The organism is Rhodococcus sp. P4_B6 (genome assembly GCF_056402215.1).
Map to the genome: position 1 here is coordinate 19,493 of NZ_JBFUHV010000003.1, position 14,566 is coordinate 34,058.

Annotated in this window: 15 protein-coding genes; 5 read left to right on the forward strand and 10 right to left on the reverse strand. The window is 65.7% G+C overall.

Annotated elements, in window-relative coordinates:
* The first annotated feature begins 8 nt into the window (after nt 1–8).
* From AC1DWT_RS01820 to AC1DWT_RS01830, 3 genes are all read left to right on the forward strand, one after another.
* On the forward strand, nt 9–440 hold the full coding sequence (locus tag AC1DWT_RS01820) for a DUF5318 domain-containing protein (RefSeq protein ID WP_072947293.1): 432 nt from the start codon (nt 9–11) through the stop codon (nt 438–440).
* A gap of 375 nt (nt 441–815) precedes the next feature.
* Nucleotides 816–3,092, forward strand: coding sequence for a transglycosylase domain-containing protein (locus tag AC1DWT_RS01825; protein WP_241031397.1), 2,277 nt, complete (start codon nt 816–818; stop codon nt 3,090–3,092).
* A 22-nt stretch (nt 3,093–3,114) separates the two neighbouring features.
* A complete protein-coding gene (locus tag AC1DWT_RS01830) occupies nt 3,115–4,728 on the forward strand; it encodes a glycosyltransferase family 87 protein (RefSeq protein ID WP_072947292.1) in 1,614 nt (537 codons plus the stop codon).
* Here AC1DWT_RS01830 and AC1DWT_RS01835 read toward each other — a convergent pair.
* Nucleotides 4,725–5,012 (reverse strand): CD225/dispanin family protein, encoded by a 288-nt coding sequence (locus AC1DWT_RS01835; RefSeq protein WP_072947291.1) that lies wholly within the window; start codon nt 5,010–5,012, stop codon nt 4,725–4,727. The genes AC1DWT_RS01830 and AC1DWT_RS01835 overlap by 4 nt on opposite strands.
* Before the next feature lie 111 nt (nt 5,013–5,123).
* On the reverse strand, nt 5,124–5,366 hold the full coding sequence (locus AC1DWT_RS01840) for a response regulator transcription factor (RefSeq protein WP_477919440.1): 243 nt from the start codon (nt 5,364–5,366) through the stop codon (nt 5,124–5,126).
* Between the two features lie 59 nt (nt 5,367–5,425).
* On the opposite strand from AC1DWT_RS01840, the gene AC1DWT_RS01845 reads away from it, so the two are divergent.
* Nucleotides 5,426–6,877 carry an NF041680 family putative transposase gene (locus AC1DWT_RS01845; protein ID WP_244163818.1) on the forward strand — a complete coding sequence of 484 codons (1,452 nt, stop codon included), beginning with the start codon at nt 5,426–5,428 and terminating at the stop codon, nt 6,875–6,877.
* Between the two features lie 198 nt (nt 6,878–7,075).
* Here AC1DWT_RS01845 and AC1DWT_RS01850 read toward each other — a convergent pair whose 3' ends face one another.
* The 7 genes from AC1DWT_RS01850 to AC1DWT_RS01880 all read right to left on the reverse strand — a co-directional run bounded on the left by AC1DWT_RS01850 (nt 7,076) and on the right by AC1DWT_RS01880 (nt 11,222).
* On the reverse strand, nt 7,076–7,600 hold the full coding sequence (locus tag AC1DWT_RS01850; RefSeq protein ID WP_477919441.1) for a hypothetical protein: 525 nt from the start codon (nt 7,598–7,600) through the stop codon (nt 7,076–7,078).
* Nucleotides 7,601–7,654: 54 nt separating this feature from the next.
* Nucleotides 7,655–8,302, reverse strand: coding sequence for a hypothetical protein (locus AC1DWT_RS01855; RefSeq protein WP_095860346.1), 648 nt, complete (start codon nt 8,300–8,302; stop codon nt 7,655–7,657).
* Nucleotides 8,302–9,006, reverse strand: coding sequence for a hypothetical protein (locus tag AC1DWT_RS01860; RefSeq protein ID WP_477919442.1), 705 nt, complete (start codon nt 9,004–9,006; stop codon nt 8,302–8,304). The genes AC1DWT_RS01855 and AC1DWT_RS01860 overlap by 1 nt, the downstream gene beginning before the upstream one ends.
* Nucleotides 9,007–9,059: 53 nt before the next feature.
* Complete coding sequence (locus tag AC1DWT_RS01865) at nt 9,060–9,593, reverse strand: hypothetical protein (RefSeq protein WP_095860348.1); 534 nt, start codon at nt 9,591–9,593, stop codon at nt 9,060–9,062.
* A gap of 10 nt (nt 9,594–9,603) precedes the next feature.
* Nucleotides 9,604–10,251 carry a hypothetical protein gene (locus tag AC1DWT_RS01870; RefSeq protein ID WP_095860349.1) on the reverse strand — a complete coding sequence of 216 codons (648 nt, stop codon included), beginning with the start codon at nt 10,249–10,251 and terminating at the stop codon, nt 9,604–9,606.
* Nucleotides 10,248–10,703 carry a hypothetical protein gene (locus AC1DWT_RS01875; RefSeq protein ID WP_477919443.1) on the reverse strand — a complete coding sequence of 152 codons (456 nt, stop codon included), beginning with the start codon at nt 10,701–10,703 and terminating at the stop codon, nt 10,248–10,250. The genes AC1DWT_RS01870 and AC1DWT_RS01875 overlap by 4 nt, the downstream gene beginning before the upstream one ends.
* Nucleotides 10,704–10,808: 105 nt before the next feature.
* Nucleotides 10,809–11,222 carry a hypothetical protein gene (locus AC1DWT_RS01880; RefSeq protein WP_095860351.1) on the reverse strand — a complete coding sequence of 138 codons (414 nt, stop codon included), beginning with the start codon at nt 11,220–11,222 and terminating at the stop codon, nt 10,809–10,811.
* A 920-nt stretch (nt 11,223–12,142) separates the two neighbouring features.
* On the opposite strand from AC1DWT_RS01880, the gene AC1DWT_RS01885 reads away from it, so the two are divergent.
* Nucleotides 12,143–13,306 (forward strand): globin domain-containing protein, encoded by a 1,164-nt coding sequence (locus AC1DWT_RS01885; RefSeq protein WP_095860352.1) that lies wholly within the window; start codon nt 12,143–12,145, stop codon nt 13,304–13,306.
* A gap of 383 nt (nt 13,307–13,689) precedes the next feature.
* Here AC1DWT_RS01885 and AC1DWT_RS01890 read toward each other — a convergent pair whose 3' ends face one another.
* Nucleotides 13,690–14,403, reverse strand: a complete 714-nt coding sequence (locus AC1DWT_RS01890) for a pyridoxamine 5'-phosphate oxidase family protein (protein WP_095860353.1) — start codon at nt 14,401–14,403, stop codon at nt 13,690–13,692.
* Between the last annotated feature and the right edge of the window lie 163 nt (nt 14,404–14,566).

The window sequence follows — 14,566 nt, forward strand, 5'->3', positions numbered from 1 at the left end:
TGGTCTCCGTGCGGATACAGCGGCAGGTGGTGGACTATGCGCTTCAGCGCCGGTCTCTCCTGGCCGAGGTCTACTCGGGCAGGACGGGTGTCAAGGAGGTCTGCGACGCCAGCCCCTACCTGCTTCGTGCCGCAAAGTTCCACGGCAAGGGCAGTGACGTGGTGTGCCCGATCTGCCGTAAGGAGCAGTTGACTCTGGTTTCCTGGGTCTTCGGCGACAAGTTGGGCCCGGTGTCGGGTTCGGCTCGTACGGCCGAGGAGTTGGTGCGTCTTGCGTCCACTCAGGAGGAGTTCTCGGTTCACGTGGTCGAGGTGTGCCGGACATGCAGCTGGAACCATTTGGTTCAGTCCTATGTTCTCGGTACCGTGCCCGCACCGAAACGGCCCAGGCGGTCGTCGCCACGGCCTCGGCCTCCGAGCCGTCGCACCGCGAGCGAGTAGACACGCCCGAACACGGACGCGGGCCGAAGAATGCCCACAGACGTAACGCAGGACTGAAGCCGGTCCACAACCACTGGAGATTTGTACGTGAGTTCCCCCCGCAGCAACGCCCCGGGTGATCGACCGAACGGACCGAGACGACCGAGTGGCCCCCCGCCACAGGGGCGCCCCGGAGGTCCACCACCCCGCGGCGGACAGCCTGCGGGTGGTCCCCCGCCGCGCCGGATGCCGCCTCCGCCCCCGCAGAGTGGTGGCCGTCCCCCCGGCCCGCCGCCGCGTCGTCCCGGTCCGCCGCCGCAGGGTGGTGGCCGGCCGCCCGGTCCCCCGCCGCGCCGTCCCGGTCCCCCGCCCGGACGTCCCGCGGGTGCGCCCCCGGTGGCGCGTAACCAGTCGGGCCCCGGTGGGCGCCCGCCGGGACCGCCGCCGTCGAACGGCCGCAAGACCGGTGGCGGCCGCGGTGGTGAACCGCCGAAGGGTGGAAAGAAGACGGCTGTGAAGAAGTCGCGGTGGAAGATCGTGCGCCGGACGGCGTTCGCGTGTGTCGCGCTGGGTCTGATCATCCCGATCCTGCTGTTCATGGCGGCCTACGTCGTCCAGGACGTTCCGCGTCCCGGCGACCTCAAGACCAACCAGGTCGCCACGATCTACGCGTCCGACGGCACGTCGGTGCTGAGCAAGGTGGTGCCGCCGGAGGGCAACCGCACCGAGGTGACGCTCGACCAGATCCCGAAGCACACCCGTGACGCGGTGCTCGCTGCCGAGGACCGGGACTTCTACTCGAACCCCGGCTTCTCGATCGGTGGTTTCGCGCGTGCCGCCCGCGACAACGTCCTGGGCAAGGACAGCGCCGGTGGTGGCTCGACCATCACGCAGCAGTACGTGAAGAAGACGATGGTCGGTTCCGAGCGTTCGCTGACGCGAAAGATGAAGGAACTCGTCATCTCGTCGAAGATGGCCCGTGAGTGGTCCAAGGACGACATCCTCGCCGCGTACCTGAACACCATCTACTTCGGGCGTGGTGCGTACGGCATCGCGGCCGCGTCGAAGGCGTACTTCAACAAGCCCGTCGACCAGTTGACGGTCGAGGAGAGCGCGGTGCTGGCGTCGTCGATCCAGCTGCCGTCGCTGCTCGACCCGGAGACCAACCCGGAGGGCGCGCAGGCGCGCTGGAACTACGTGCTCGACGGCATGGTGTCGGCGGGGACGCTGCAGCAGTCGGCCCGGTCGGTGATGCAGTATCCGCCGTACGTGCCGATCGCTCAGGTCGACAACGGCAACCAGGATTCCGGACCGGAGGGTCTGATCAAGAACCAGGTTCTGCGGGAGCTGGGTGAGGCGGGGATCAGCGAGCAGCTGCTCAACACCGAGGGCCTCGAGATCACCACCACCATCGACCCGGTCGCCCAGGCGGCGGCCGTGGATTCGGTCCGCTCGAACATGGAGGGTGAGCCGGAGAACCTGCGCACCGGTGTGGTGTCGGTCGACCCGAAGACGGGCGCGGTGCGGGCGTACTACGGTGGCGAGGACGGCGGCGGCTACGACTTCGCGAACGCCGGCCTGCAGACCGGTTCGTCGTTCAAGGTGTTCGGTCTCGCCGCGGCCCTCGACCAGGGCATCCCGCTGTCGCAGATGTACGACAGCTCGGAGCTGACGGTCAACGGCATCACCATCAGCAACGTCGAGGGCGAGGGTTGCGGCACCTGCACCATCGCCGAGGCGTTGAAGCGGTCGCTGAACACCAGCTTCTACCGTCAGGAACTCGAACTCGACGGCGGACCGCAGGCGATCGCCGACATGGCCCACAAGGCGGGCATCCCGCAGGAGATCCCCGGCGTCGGGCCTTCGCTGACCGAGCCGGACGGCAGTGGTCCGAACAACGGCATCGTGCTCGGCCAGTACCAGTCGCGGGTCCTCGACATGGCGTCGTCCTACGCCACACTGGCCGCGTCGGGCACGTACCGTGCACCGCACTTCGTGCAGAAGGTCGTGAGCGCGGACGGGACGGTGCTGCTCGACCGCGGCGGCGACACCGGTGAGGACCGCATCGACAAGGACGTCGCCGACAACGTGACGTCGGCGATGGAGCCGATCGCCGGGTACTCGCGTGGCCACAACCTGGCAGGCGGACGCCCGTCGGCCGCGAAGACCGGTACCGCGCAGCTCGGCGACACCGGGAAGAACAAGGACGCCTGGATGGTCGGGTACACCCCGTCGCTGTCCACGGCGGTGTGGGTCGGCACCACCGACGGTCAGGCGCTGGAGAACAGCGGCGGCGCCATGATCTATGGTTCCGGTCTGCCTTCCGACATCTGGAAGGACACGATGGACGGCGCCCTCGAGGGCACCGACGTCGAGAAGTTCCCGAAGCCGGGTGCGATCGGTGGTCAGTCGGGTGTCCCGGCCTATTCGGCGCCCGCACCGACCAAGACGTCGGCGCCGCCGTCGAGCACGTTCCAGTTGCCGACGGAACTCGTGCCGCCGGTGGTCGTGACGCCTTCGCCGGTGGAGATCCTGCCCGGCATCACCATCCCGATCCCGGGACTGGCACCGCGGCAGACCACCCCGGCCCCGGCCGTTCCGGCGGAACCGGAGACGACGACACCGCCGAACGCCGGTAACGGCAACGGCCAGCAGCAGGTTCCGACCCGTTAACGGCGACCGGTAGCCTCGCGGAGTGGCCGACAACCGTGACGCGCACGCCGTCCGAGACGCGGGCGAGACGGATTTCGTCTCGCCCGCGCCGCTGGCGAAAGACCGGCGTTCCGCGGATTGGCGGGACCTTCCGGGCCGCACCGACCCTCTGACCGCCGATCTGTCCGGCGTGATCGGCGGTCCGGTCGGACGGCACGCGGTCGTCGGGCGCAGCCGGTTCTTCACGCCGATGCGCGCCATTCTGTTGCTGGCGATCGTGTTTCTCGCGCTCGGCTGGTTCGCGAAGGCGCCGTGCATCCAGCAGGCTCCCGTCGGTGAGAACGGTGCGCTCGGGCTCGACTGGAGCGGCAGCAGGCAGTACGTCGCGATGTGTTACTCGGACACGGTGCCCCTGTACGGGGCGGAACGGTTGAACGAGGGCGCGTTCCCCTACAAGAAGTGGTGGGAAGAAAGCGCAGGCAACGGCCAGATCCAGCGTCGCTACATGGAATACCCGGTGATCTCCGGGCTCTACCAGTACGGCGCGATGACGATCGCGAAGTCGTGGGATGCGGTGCACTGGTTGCCCGGTGCCCTGCAGGTCGCGATCTATTTCAACGTCGTCGCACTCGGTCTGGCACTGGCCTGGCTGGTCACCGTCTGGGCGAGCGCGCTGCTGGCCGGACGCCGGATCTGGGACGCCGCGCTGATCGCCGCGTCCCCGCTCGTGATCGTGCACGCGTTCACGAATTTCGATCCCCTCGCAACGGCTTTCGCCGCGGGCGGGCTGCTGGCGTGGTCGCGAAAACGGCCGGTGCTCGCCGGGATCCTGCTCGGGCTCGGCGGCGCCGCCAAGCTGTATCCGCTGCTCCTCCTCGGACCCCTGCTGGTGCTGTGTCTGCGCACGGGCCGGGTGCGGGACTGGTCGGTTACCGCACTGACCGGGGTCGGCGCGTGGATCGCGGTGAATCTGCCGATCGCCGTGCTGTTCCCGCGCGGCTGGGCCGAGTTCTTCCGGCTCAATTCCGAACGCGGCGCCGACCCCGACTCCGTCTACAACGTCATCTCCTCGTTCACGGGCTGGACCGGATTCGACGGCATCCTGGCGGCCGGTCAGGCGCCCACCGTGCTCAACGCGGTGTCGTTCCTGCTGTTCGCGCTCGTGTGCGTCGGGATCGGGTATGTCGCGCTGACGGCGCCGAGACGGCCGCGGCTCACCCAACTGTGCTTCCTGCTGGTCGCGGGTTTCCTCCTCACCAACAAGGTGTGGAGCCCGCAGTACTCGCTGTGGCTCGTGCCGCTGGCCGTGCTCGCGTTCCCGCACCGGCGGATCCTGCTGGCCTGGATGACGATCGACGCACTCGTGTGGGTGCCGCGCATGTTCTACTACCTCGGCGTCTCCAACAAGGGGCTCCCCGAGCAGTGGTTCACCGCCGCGGTGGTGGTCCGCGACGTCGCGGTCGTGGTCATCTGTGCGCTGATACTCCGCCAGATCTACCGGCCCGACGAGGACCTCGTGCGGTACGGCTTCATCGACGATCCGGTAGGCGGGGTGCTCGACCAGGCGCCCGATGCGCAGCCGCGGTGGCTGCCTGCCTGGCTACGCCCGCGGCCACCCGTAGAAGCGTCTCCCGCTCACGGTGTTTCGCCAGGCTAGGGCTTCGACAGCACCAGCACAGCCCCGACCGCGAACACGGCGATCGAGACACCGAGGGCGATCGCGCGGATCGACCACTGGCGGGCGTCGGCGGCGGCGCGCACCGACAGGTCGTACTCGCCGCGCTCCCACAACCGGTGGACGGTGCGCGCACGCAGCAGCGCGACGATACCGAACGGCACGAACGCGACAATCGCAAGTACGGCGAGCGGCAGACTGCTGGCCGGCGGCGGTGCCAGCGGCCCGCGGTAGTCCGCCCCGGTGTCCTGCTGCTGCGACGTCATGCGTTGCCTCCCCGTGGTGGTGCCCACGACCGTGGGCGACGACGTGGAGTATAGACCGTCGAGATCTCCGACTGTGCAGTGCCTTTCGCGTGGCCGGCGGCTACGGCCCGGCTACCGGCCGGTCTCCACGGCGGGCGGATGCGCCCGGGCCGCGACCCACGCCGCCACCTGGGTGCGGGAGCTGACGGCCAGCTTGTCGAAGATGTGCTCGACGTGCCCGTCGACGGTGCGCCGCGAGATCACCAGCCTTTCGGCTATCTGCCGATTACTGAGCTTGTCGTTTAACCACTGCCGTGGTGTGAGGCAGTTGGTGCTGGTGTTGTTCGGCGTGTCGCAGCGGCATGAGGCGACCACCGCCTGATCATCTTGAGGTTCCTTCCAGAGAACTTTCGAGACGAAGACAGGCGGTGGCCGTGAGTATCAGTGTGCCCGACCGGCGGGCGGTCGGGGAAGAATCGGTCCCCGATCCGCGTGTCGGCCTGGTGTCGTTCCGCGAAGAGTTCCACCGGTGTCTGCCGGCCCGAGGTGATGCTTTGTTCGAGTTGACCGATGCGCTGCTGTGTTCCGGCACCGCGGTTCGCACCCTGGTCGAGTTGTCACTGGCCGCCGAGCATCGGCGCGGTCACGGCGCCTTGTACGACGCAATCAATTGCGGCCGAATAGATCTCGCTCGGCTGCGCCGCGCCCTCGGCGGACTGACGATCCCGCGTGATCGCGGCGGCCGGATCGTGTTGGCCGTCGACATCAGTGCCTGGTTGCGCCCGGATGCACCGACGAGTCCGCAGCGGGGGTTCTGCCACGTCTACGGCCGCGGGAAGAATCAGGCACAGCTGATCCCGGGGTGGCCGTACTCGTTTGTCGCCGCCCTCGAGACCGGCCGTACCTCGTGGACGACGGTGCTCGACGCGGTCCGCCTGCGCCCCGACGACGACGAAACCGTTGTGACGGCCACCCAGGTGCGTGAAGTGATCACGCGGTTGCGCGACGCCGGGCACCACCGCGACGGCGACCCGGACATTCTGCTGGTGTTCGACGCCGGGTACGAGCTGGCCCGGCTGGCGTTCGTGCTCGCCGATCTCCCGGTTCAGGTGCTGGGTCGGATGCGTTCGGACCGGGTGCTGTGCTTCCCGGCGCCGCCACCGGGCCGTACCGGGCGCCCACCCCGGCACGGTTCCGACTTCAAATTCGCCGACCCCCAGACCTGGCCCGAACCCGAGACCACCACCAGCACCGACACCGATCGCTACGGAACAGCCACCGCTGCGGCGTGGAATCGGTTGCACCCGAGGCTCGTCCATCGTGGCTCGTGGGCGGACCACCCGGGACCGCCGCCGATCGTCGAAGGCACGGTGATCCGGCTGACGGTCGATCACCTGCCCGGGGACCGGCATCCCAAACCGGTGTGGCTCTGGTACTCACATCCTGGTGCGGGAACCGCCGATATCGACCGATTGTGGCAGATGTTTCTGCGGCGCTTCGACCTCGAACACACGTTCCGTTTCTTCAAGCAGACGTTGGGGTGGACCGCCCCGAAGCTCCGCAGCCCCGAGGCGGCCGACCGCTGGACCTGGATCGTGCTGGTGGCCTACGCCCAACTCCGGCTCGCCCGTCCTCTGGCCGAGGACCTACGCCGCCCGTGGGAACGGCCTGTCCCACCAACACGATTGACGCCGGCACAGGTTCGTCGAGGGTTTTCGCGCACCCGCGCGACGATGCCTGTTCCGGCCAGTGCACCGAAACCCAGTCGACCCGGACCCGGACGCCCACCCGGATCGAAAAACACCCACCGCGCACCGCATCACCACGTGGGCAAACGCGCCGAAACCAAAGCTAGAAAACCCGTCGGGGCCGCCTGCCCAGGTTAAAGATCAAGCTAAGAGGTTCCGGCACCACCGGCCGCATCCCACGAAGCGATAGCTGATCACGCCCCCGGCGGTGGCTCAGCCACTCCCGACCACATGTGGACCGAGGCATCAAGCCCAGATCCACACCGCCCCGGATACTCCGGCTCTCTAGTGCCCGGAGTATCCGAGGTCGTCTCGCTCACCTGTATCGGTGTCGTGTCAGTTTCCGATAACCGGCAGGATCAGCGCGATCCGCAGTTTCTGGTCGATCGTTTGCCCGAGGGCGAGTGATTGGTCCAACAAGAGGGCGAGTGCTTGAACTTTCGCGTCGGCGTCGGCGAGGGTGTGCACGATTTGCCCCGCGGGAACGGCGGCGGCGTTGGCCTGATCGGTTGCCGATGCACCTGCGTCGATGATCCCGCCGAGTGGGGCGTCCGCGGACTTCAGGGCGTCACCGAGCGCCTGGAGTTGGGTGCCGAGATCGCCGAGGGTCTGGTCCGCGCGGGTGAGGGAGTTGAGCACCCCGACGACTTCTGGAAGGCCTTGGTTGATGGCGGCGTTGGCGGGAGGCAATTCCTTCGCCCCGGAAAGTGCGTCGTTGGTGGTCTTGTCCACGGTTTTTGCTTGATTGACACCGTCTTTGAAGATGTCATTGGTGATGCTCAAATCTCCTGTGACGATCAGAATGCCGCACAAGAGTGCGATGGTGAATGCCAGGGCAATCGCCCAGCAGAGCCGAAACATGGTGTGTGTTCTGCCTTTCACTCGTTCCGTGTCATTTCCTGACCAGTCCGAGCGTTACGGGGTGGGGGTGGTCGCGACGCCGAGAGGGGGGAGATTCAGGGAGTTGACTGGGGGCCCGACTACCGCGAGCAGGGGCCCGAGTTCCTGGATGTGCCGGGCTTCTTCCTCGACATTCGCCAGGGTCGCGGCGATGGCAGTGGCCTTGGGGCCGAGCGTTCCCAGGGTGCCTTCGATCGTGGTCAGTCCGGTGTTGATCGCCTCGAGTTGCGTGGTGACCGAGCCGACCGCCGTCGACAGTCCCGCCACCGTCGGGCTCGCTTGGTTGGCGCGGTCGGTCACGTTCGCGACCAGGCCCGGCAGCGGACCCGCGATCGTGCTGACGTCGCCGGTGGAGGAATTGAGTGTCTTGGATTGTCCCGTCAGCTCTCCGGCCTTGTTGGTCAGGCCTTCCAAGTCGTGTGCCAGCGGGTCCAGCGCCTGTATGTCTCCGGCGAGCTGGGCATGTTTGGGGACGAGGATCCCGGTGAGGGTGTCGAACTGGCCGGCGGAATCGATGACCTCGAGACTCAGCTGCGACGGTCGTCCCAGCGGGTCGATGACGTCGTCGAGTCCGGGAAGGAACCCGTTGACGGCGCAGAGCAGCACCGCGGGCGCCAGCCCCAGCATCAGCACTACCCCGAGCCATGCCTTCTTGGTGATCATCAGTTCCCTCCCGGTGCAGGAATGAAGGCTCCCTGTTCGGGAATCAGCGCGAGTTTGTTCGTCGTCCGCGTCAGCTCCGCGTTGAGCGCGTTCACCATGTCGATCGCCGTGGTGAGCTCGTTGTTCACGCCGGTGACGGTGGTGTTCGCGTCCGCCGAGATTTGATGCAGCGACGTGGCGGAGCCTTGCAGCGTGGTGGCGACGGTCTCGAGTTGCCCGGCGATCGCGGTGTCGCCCTGACCGGCGGCGAGCAACGCCCGTGCGTCCGGCAGCAGCGCGGCCAGGTGATCGACGTCGGCGGCGGTTGCGGTATTGAGCTGAGCCAACACCCCTGCCAGCTCATCGAGTTGCTTGTGGGCCGTGGCCGGGGCGGTGAGATCTGCCCGTTGGGCGAAGTAGTCGTTGGTCAGCCGGAAGTTGTCCACGATCGTGCGCGCGCTGTCCTGCACGAGCTGACCCTTGTGGATGGCCGCCAACACCAGCCCGAACAGGACCACGGCCAAGACCGCAGCGAGGCGGCCCATCCATTCGGTGGCTACGGCGAACCTGCTGGAACTCGGTGTCGCAGCGCTCGGAATGTCCAGTCGGTGGGGCAGTACGCCCTTTCGGTATGGCAGCGCCGATGCTGGGATGTCGAGTCGCTGAAGTCCGGCCAGGCCTCGGCGGGGGTACGCCTCGTCCGGTAAGTCGGTGCCCTGCTGCATGTCACGTCCAGTCGAGAGTAGGTACAGATCGGTTGGAGGAGAGAAGGTAGGGCTCAGCCCGGGAGCGGAAGCATCTGGTTGATGGTCTGCGCGGCCGCCACCGAACCCTGCAGGTCGCTGACGAGTCCCTGAACGATGGCCAACAATTGGCGGCCCTGGTCACCGAACGCCTGCGCCGAGTCCACGAGCGGAAGCACGGTGTTCTGAACTTCCCCGAGGATGCCCTGGATGTTGGTCAGCTGATCGTTCGTCAACTGCGCCCCGTCGGTGCTGCTGGCAAGCATCTGCGCTGCCGGGGCGATCGCCTCATCGAGTTTGGTCAGCAGCGGCCCGAGCGCGGCGGTCGCATCGAGTGCGGTCTGCGCGGTGTGGGTCAGTTCGGTCAATTGTGCAAGTTGCTTGGTCAGTCGGTCGTTGACGTCGACGATGCCTTGGGAGGCGGTGATGCTCGTTTCGTTGGCGCGTTGCTGGTTGTCGAGTCGGGTGTTCAGGTTGAACACGACGAAGGCGAGCAGGCCGAGAACACCCACCGCGACGATCGACAGCACCATCCGGGCCGGCCCGCCGCGGCGTCCGAAGAAAATCAAGGTACTTCTCCTACTTTCCAGACAGGTCGTTGGCGGATTCTTCCGCCGACAGGCGGGTCCTGTGGACCTTCTCGGCCGTTGAACGTGCGTCGGTGAGGATGGCGTCCAAGGTGGCGCGGTCACGGGCGACAGCCGCAGTGGCGCCGTCGACCGGCGCCTGCAGTGAGCTGATGTGCGCGGTCAACGTATCCAGCGAGGCGACGAGATCGGTCACGTTCGCACCGGCGAGGTCGAGGGTCTTCTGCACGTCGCCGGTGATCTGCCCGGTGAGGGTGTTCAGTTCCGCCGTCACGGCCGCATCGGTGCTCAGGACACTCGCCAGGGATGCCTTCATCTTCTCGAGCGCATCGAACGCAGCCAGCGTGACCTTCTCGTGCTCGACAATCTGATCCAGGGCCGGGTTGTAGTTACCGGCGGACACCACCGCTTGATCGAGCCGATAGGGCGTGGCCGTCAAGTCGTAGATCCGCGGATACAGGTACAACGCACCCACCGGAATCAGCGCGAGAACCAGGAGCACCCGCGCCACATTCGTTGTGGTCGAGGCGCGCCGCGGCGGATCGACGAAGCCACCCGGTGGGGTCTCCTCGGCATATCCGATCGGCACGGTGGCCTCGGTATCGAGGGTGTGCCGGCTCCGGCCCGAAATCGCCGTCATGACTCGACCACCGAGACCAGCGCAATGGTGCGCAATGCCGTCAGCGTGTGTGTGAGAAGACCCTTCACCACGAGCTTGTGCGTGAGGATTCCGCCGAGCACCGTCATCCCCCGGTTGGTGAAAAATCCCACCGGAATCAAACCGCCGGCCTTCATCGGCAACTGTGACACGTCGAGGATCTGATCCACGCTGGCACTGATGGTGACGCTCGGCCGACCCACGATGTYGTTGTAGACAATTGCCTCGTCGGTGCCGAACACGATCGTGCAGGCACTGTCGGTGTCGGTGCTGTAGATCGACACCGGCCGGGAGATCTTGYGTGCGAACTTGACTCGGGACGGGAAGTTCTCGACGTTCTGCCCAATCAGCATACCGACGATGCTGGCGACGCCGTTCGCGTCGTCCCCGTCGTAGAGAGAGACCGGGTATGCCTCGGATTCAACAGTAGTCATCGATCATGGCCTTTCACAGCAGGGGTCAGCGATATGTCATATCGGCCCCTGCGCGGGACTCGCGTGGAGAACACGCAAGTCCCACACGGGCCGTTGGTTAGTGGGTCACACGTCCCAGTCCGTGGGCACCTGTCCCCACGACAGCAGGAAATTGTTGAAGGCTCCGGCGTTCTCGATGGCTGCCGACATCGGGCCCTTGGCGAATTTGACCTTTCCGGCCAGCAGCAGTTTCCCGCCCTCGGCGTCACCCTCGGCCGCGCGCTGCCACGTCTCGAGGGTCCCGTTGATCTTCAACCACAGGTCGCTCTCGTCGAACTTGCGGATCGTCCAGGAGATGATCTTGGCCTTCTCCCACTCGATATGACAGGCCACATCGTCCTTACCGATGGTGCCGAACTCCATGCGGTTGGTGAACGAATCGGGGTCCTTGAATCCCTTGTACACCTCGGCGTTCGCATTGACAGCCTCGAGCGCCAGTTCGCACCACTCCTGCGAGAAAAACTTCAGCTTGTCGGTCATCGGTTCGACTCCTGTTCGGTCAATCTGCCTCAAAGGGACTGTGCAGATGCATATTTCACTCAATTGGAGGAGCTTCGGCGCTGGCGTACAACACGCCACGACATTGCCGAGTGATACCGCTCACATCCGGAATTACCGTAGGCATTGATTGTTCACTCGTCAATTACTGATTTCTGTCGGCTTTTGCGACATGAAAGATCTTTGGCGCGCGCCTCACTCGGCGCCGAAACCACCTTATCCGCAGGTGGGGAGCACATTCGCGCTTGCCCATCCGTCATTAGCCACCGAAGAATGCCGTGCTTCCCTGCAAATTGGAGTTTGTGTCAGGTGCCTGATTCGCCCTCATGCAGCGCCGTGACACGTGCGGCGGGCCGCGGCCTGCCGCATACCCGAGCAGCCGATCACCGTCATTTGGTAGTGGAATCCTGCTTATTTGTTTCGCATTCGAGCGTAAAACACCACCGCGGGCTCACGAATGCCTCACCAGGTGTGTAATCCGAGAGCAGCACTCGGTTGGAGGTCGGCTAGGTCCGCGAAACTGAACCCGACAGGATCCATCTGGCCCTATCGATGAGATGAGATTGACGATGCCCTCAGTGCCGATCGCCGTCACCGGCGCCGTCTGCCGGCAGACAGGACCAGACAGCGCCGCGGCTCCAGGGCTGAGTACCTCGCGCCCCCGCATCGTGCCGTCAGCTACCACGGACTCAACATCTCGGCCGCAAGGCCCGGTGCACTAGTTTCCGCCGCCGTGGTTCCCTCGGCCCGATCGGCGTAACGCTGTTTCAGCGCTTGCGCATCATCGGCCTCGCTCAACCCCGGCACACCGCTCCCGTCACCACGATCGGCGCGGCTTCATCCGGGAGAAGTGGGATCGACATCACGCACATTCTCAACGAAGACAAAGGGCACCGATTGTCGTGGATCCTCTGACGATTTCACTGGTCCGATCAAGCTTCAAATCTATCGGAGCGATCCCTGAGGGCGAGGACACGTTCGCACGTTTCTTCTACGCCATTCTGTTTGCCACCCATCCCGATACCCGCCAGCACTTCCCGGCAGCCATGGACATCCAACGCGATCGGCTGATGCGGGCGATCAGCTACGTCATCGACCAACTCGAGACACCGGAATCCGTACTCCCACTGCTAGCCCAACTCGGACGAGATCACCGCAAATACGGAGTCACAGAGGATCACTACACCGCCGTCGGCGACGCACTCCTCGCCGCGCTGGCCAACCTCGCCGGACCTGAACTCTGGACCGACGAGACCGATCACGCGTGGCGTCTGACGATCGCACTGATCGCCTCGATCATGACCGAGGCCGCCAACTCCGACGAGGGACCCCCGACACGTGTGGGCACGGTGATCGAGCACCGCCGAGTACTCGACGACCTCGCGATCGTGCGCCTGGAACTCGACCACACGATGACGTATGAACCGGGACAGTATGTCAGCGTGCAGGTACCCTGCCGACCCAGGATGTGGCGCTACCTGTCGTTGGCAACGCCACCCACACCGGACCGGATCGTCGAGTTCCATGTCCGACGAGTCTCCGGTGGCTGGGTGAGTCCCGCGATCGTAGGAGAGTCACAGATCGGCGACACCTGGCTGATCGGATCACCACTCGGTTCTCTCGGCATGTGGCGAGATCCTCGCCGAAGCCGGCTGATGATCGGCGAAGGAACCGGAATCGCTCCTCTGCGAGCGCAGTTGATGGATACCACGCAGCGCGGCGGCACCACCCCTCGGACGCATCTGTTTGTCAGCGGCACCTACCCCTGTGACCTCTACGACCTCGACATGCTGTGGGCATTGACGCAGACGCATCCGCGGCTGACCGTCATCCCGGTAACCGAGCACAGCGACGATCCGTGGTGGGTCCCCAGAACGTCGCACACCTCGGGCAGGGTGCAGGATCCACTCACCGGCCAGATCAGCCGTGTAGTCGCCGAATACGCGGACTGGACCGATCACGACATCGAAGTTGTGGGATCACCATCGATGGTCCGCACAACCAAGTATCGATTGATGGCCGCCGGGGTCGATGCCGGCAACATCCGCCATGACCCGCTGTACTGAGGCCGATGGCGCCACAACCTTTTGAGGTCCCCACGGGCGCGGATCTCACCGCTGAGACCGCGCGCTCGTGCGCGGGTGGAGCTGTTCTGCCCTCACGCTCGCCGTCGCCTTCTCACCCCCGACACCCCTGCTCCCGTACCCGCGGGGTCGCGCAGCACCCTCGCCCGGTTTGAGTGCGGAAGATCCTGCTGCACCGTACCGAGGAATCACTACGAGCACGACGTACATACCCCCGTCGAACCACATCCCGCACCAGCGCGCAAGCGTGGTCGCACAGTGTCATTTCACCCGGACAGAGATGCACGCCAGCCACGGCGTCGTGGTGCAGTCGACTCTGACACCCCGCCCAGACCGCCGGTCGGCGGCTGTGCTGGCTCTCTATGTCAACTCGGCCGGTGTGTCCGGTACATCGTCCGGCCCGTGTCGGCGCGCGGACCGGGCGCCGACGAGAGGTCCGGCCTGATCGGCTGCATGAGTTCGTCGCCGACAGGCTGAGCGTCGAGCGGCATCGTGCCTTTCGCATCGAAGTAGTCGCCGCCCTTGCGTTTCACGTCGTCCGTTCCCCAATCCCGCTGACGCGGAACGCGCGCCATTCGCGGAATATGCCTGCGGCAGTGGATGTAAGCTTCCTCGACATCGACGACCACCCAGCGCTCCGGTGTGCGCCCGTTCGACCCGCCGACGGGGAGTCCGACGATCTCGGAACGCAGGTCCGTGTCCTCCACGATCCGCGCTGAGCCGTTGACGTGCAGGCCGATCAGGACACGTACGAAGTCCACGAGAAAGATTCCGACATGCGGGTTCTCGAGGATGTTACCGAGGCTGGCCATCACCCCGTTGCCCCGGTACTCGGGGTAGGCGAGCGTCGTCGAGTCGATTACGTGAATGAACCCCGGAACTCCGGAACTCCGGCTGTTGTCGCATTCGCCGGACGCGTCAGCGGTGGCAACGAAAGTCATCTCCTGACGACCGACGAACTCGATCATGGCCGGATTGAGATGGTCGAGAACCTGATCCACGTAGAATTTCGCGGCGCATTCCGCCGTGCCATGCCGTTGTTGGAGTTGTCGCTCACCCACACTGCCGATCTCGCTCATTCGGACCCCGCTCTCTCACGCCGGTAATCTCGTCCGCCCGCTCCCCCGCGCTGACCTTCAGCTACATGTTCCGCGTGACGGGTTCACCCGATTGTGCAGTGTCGCTGGACGCCCACGGCAACCAGGCGAAGGTGGGCTACTCAGTCACCTGGCGAGACCATCA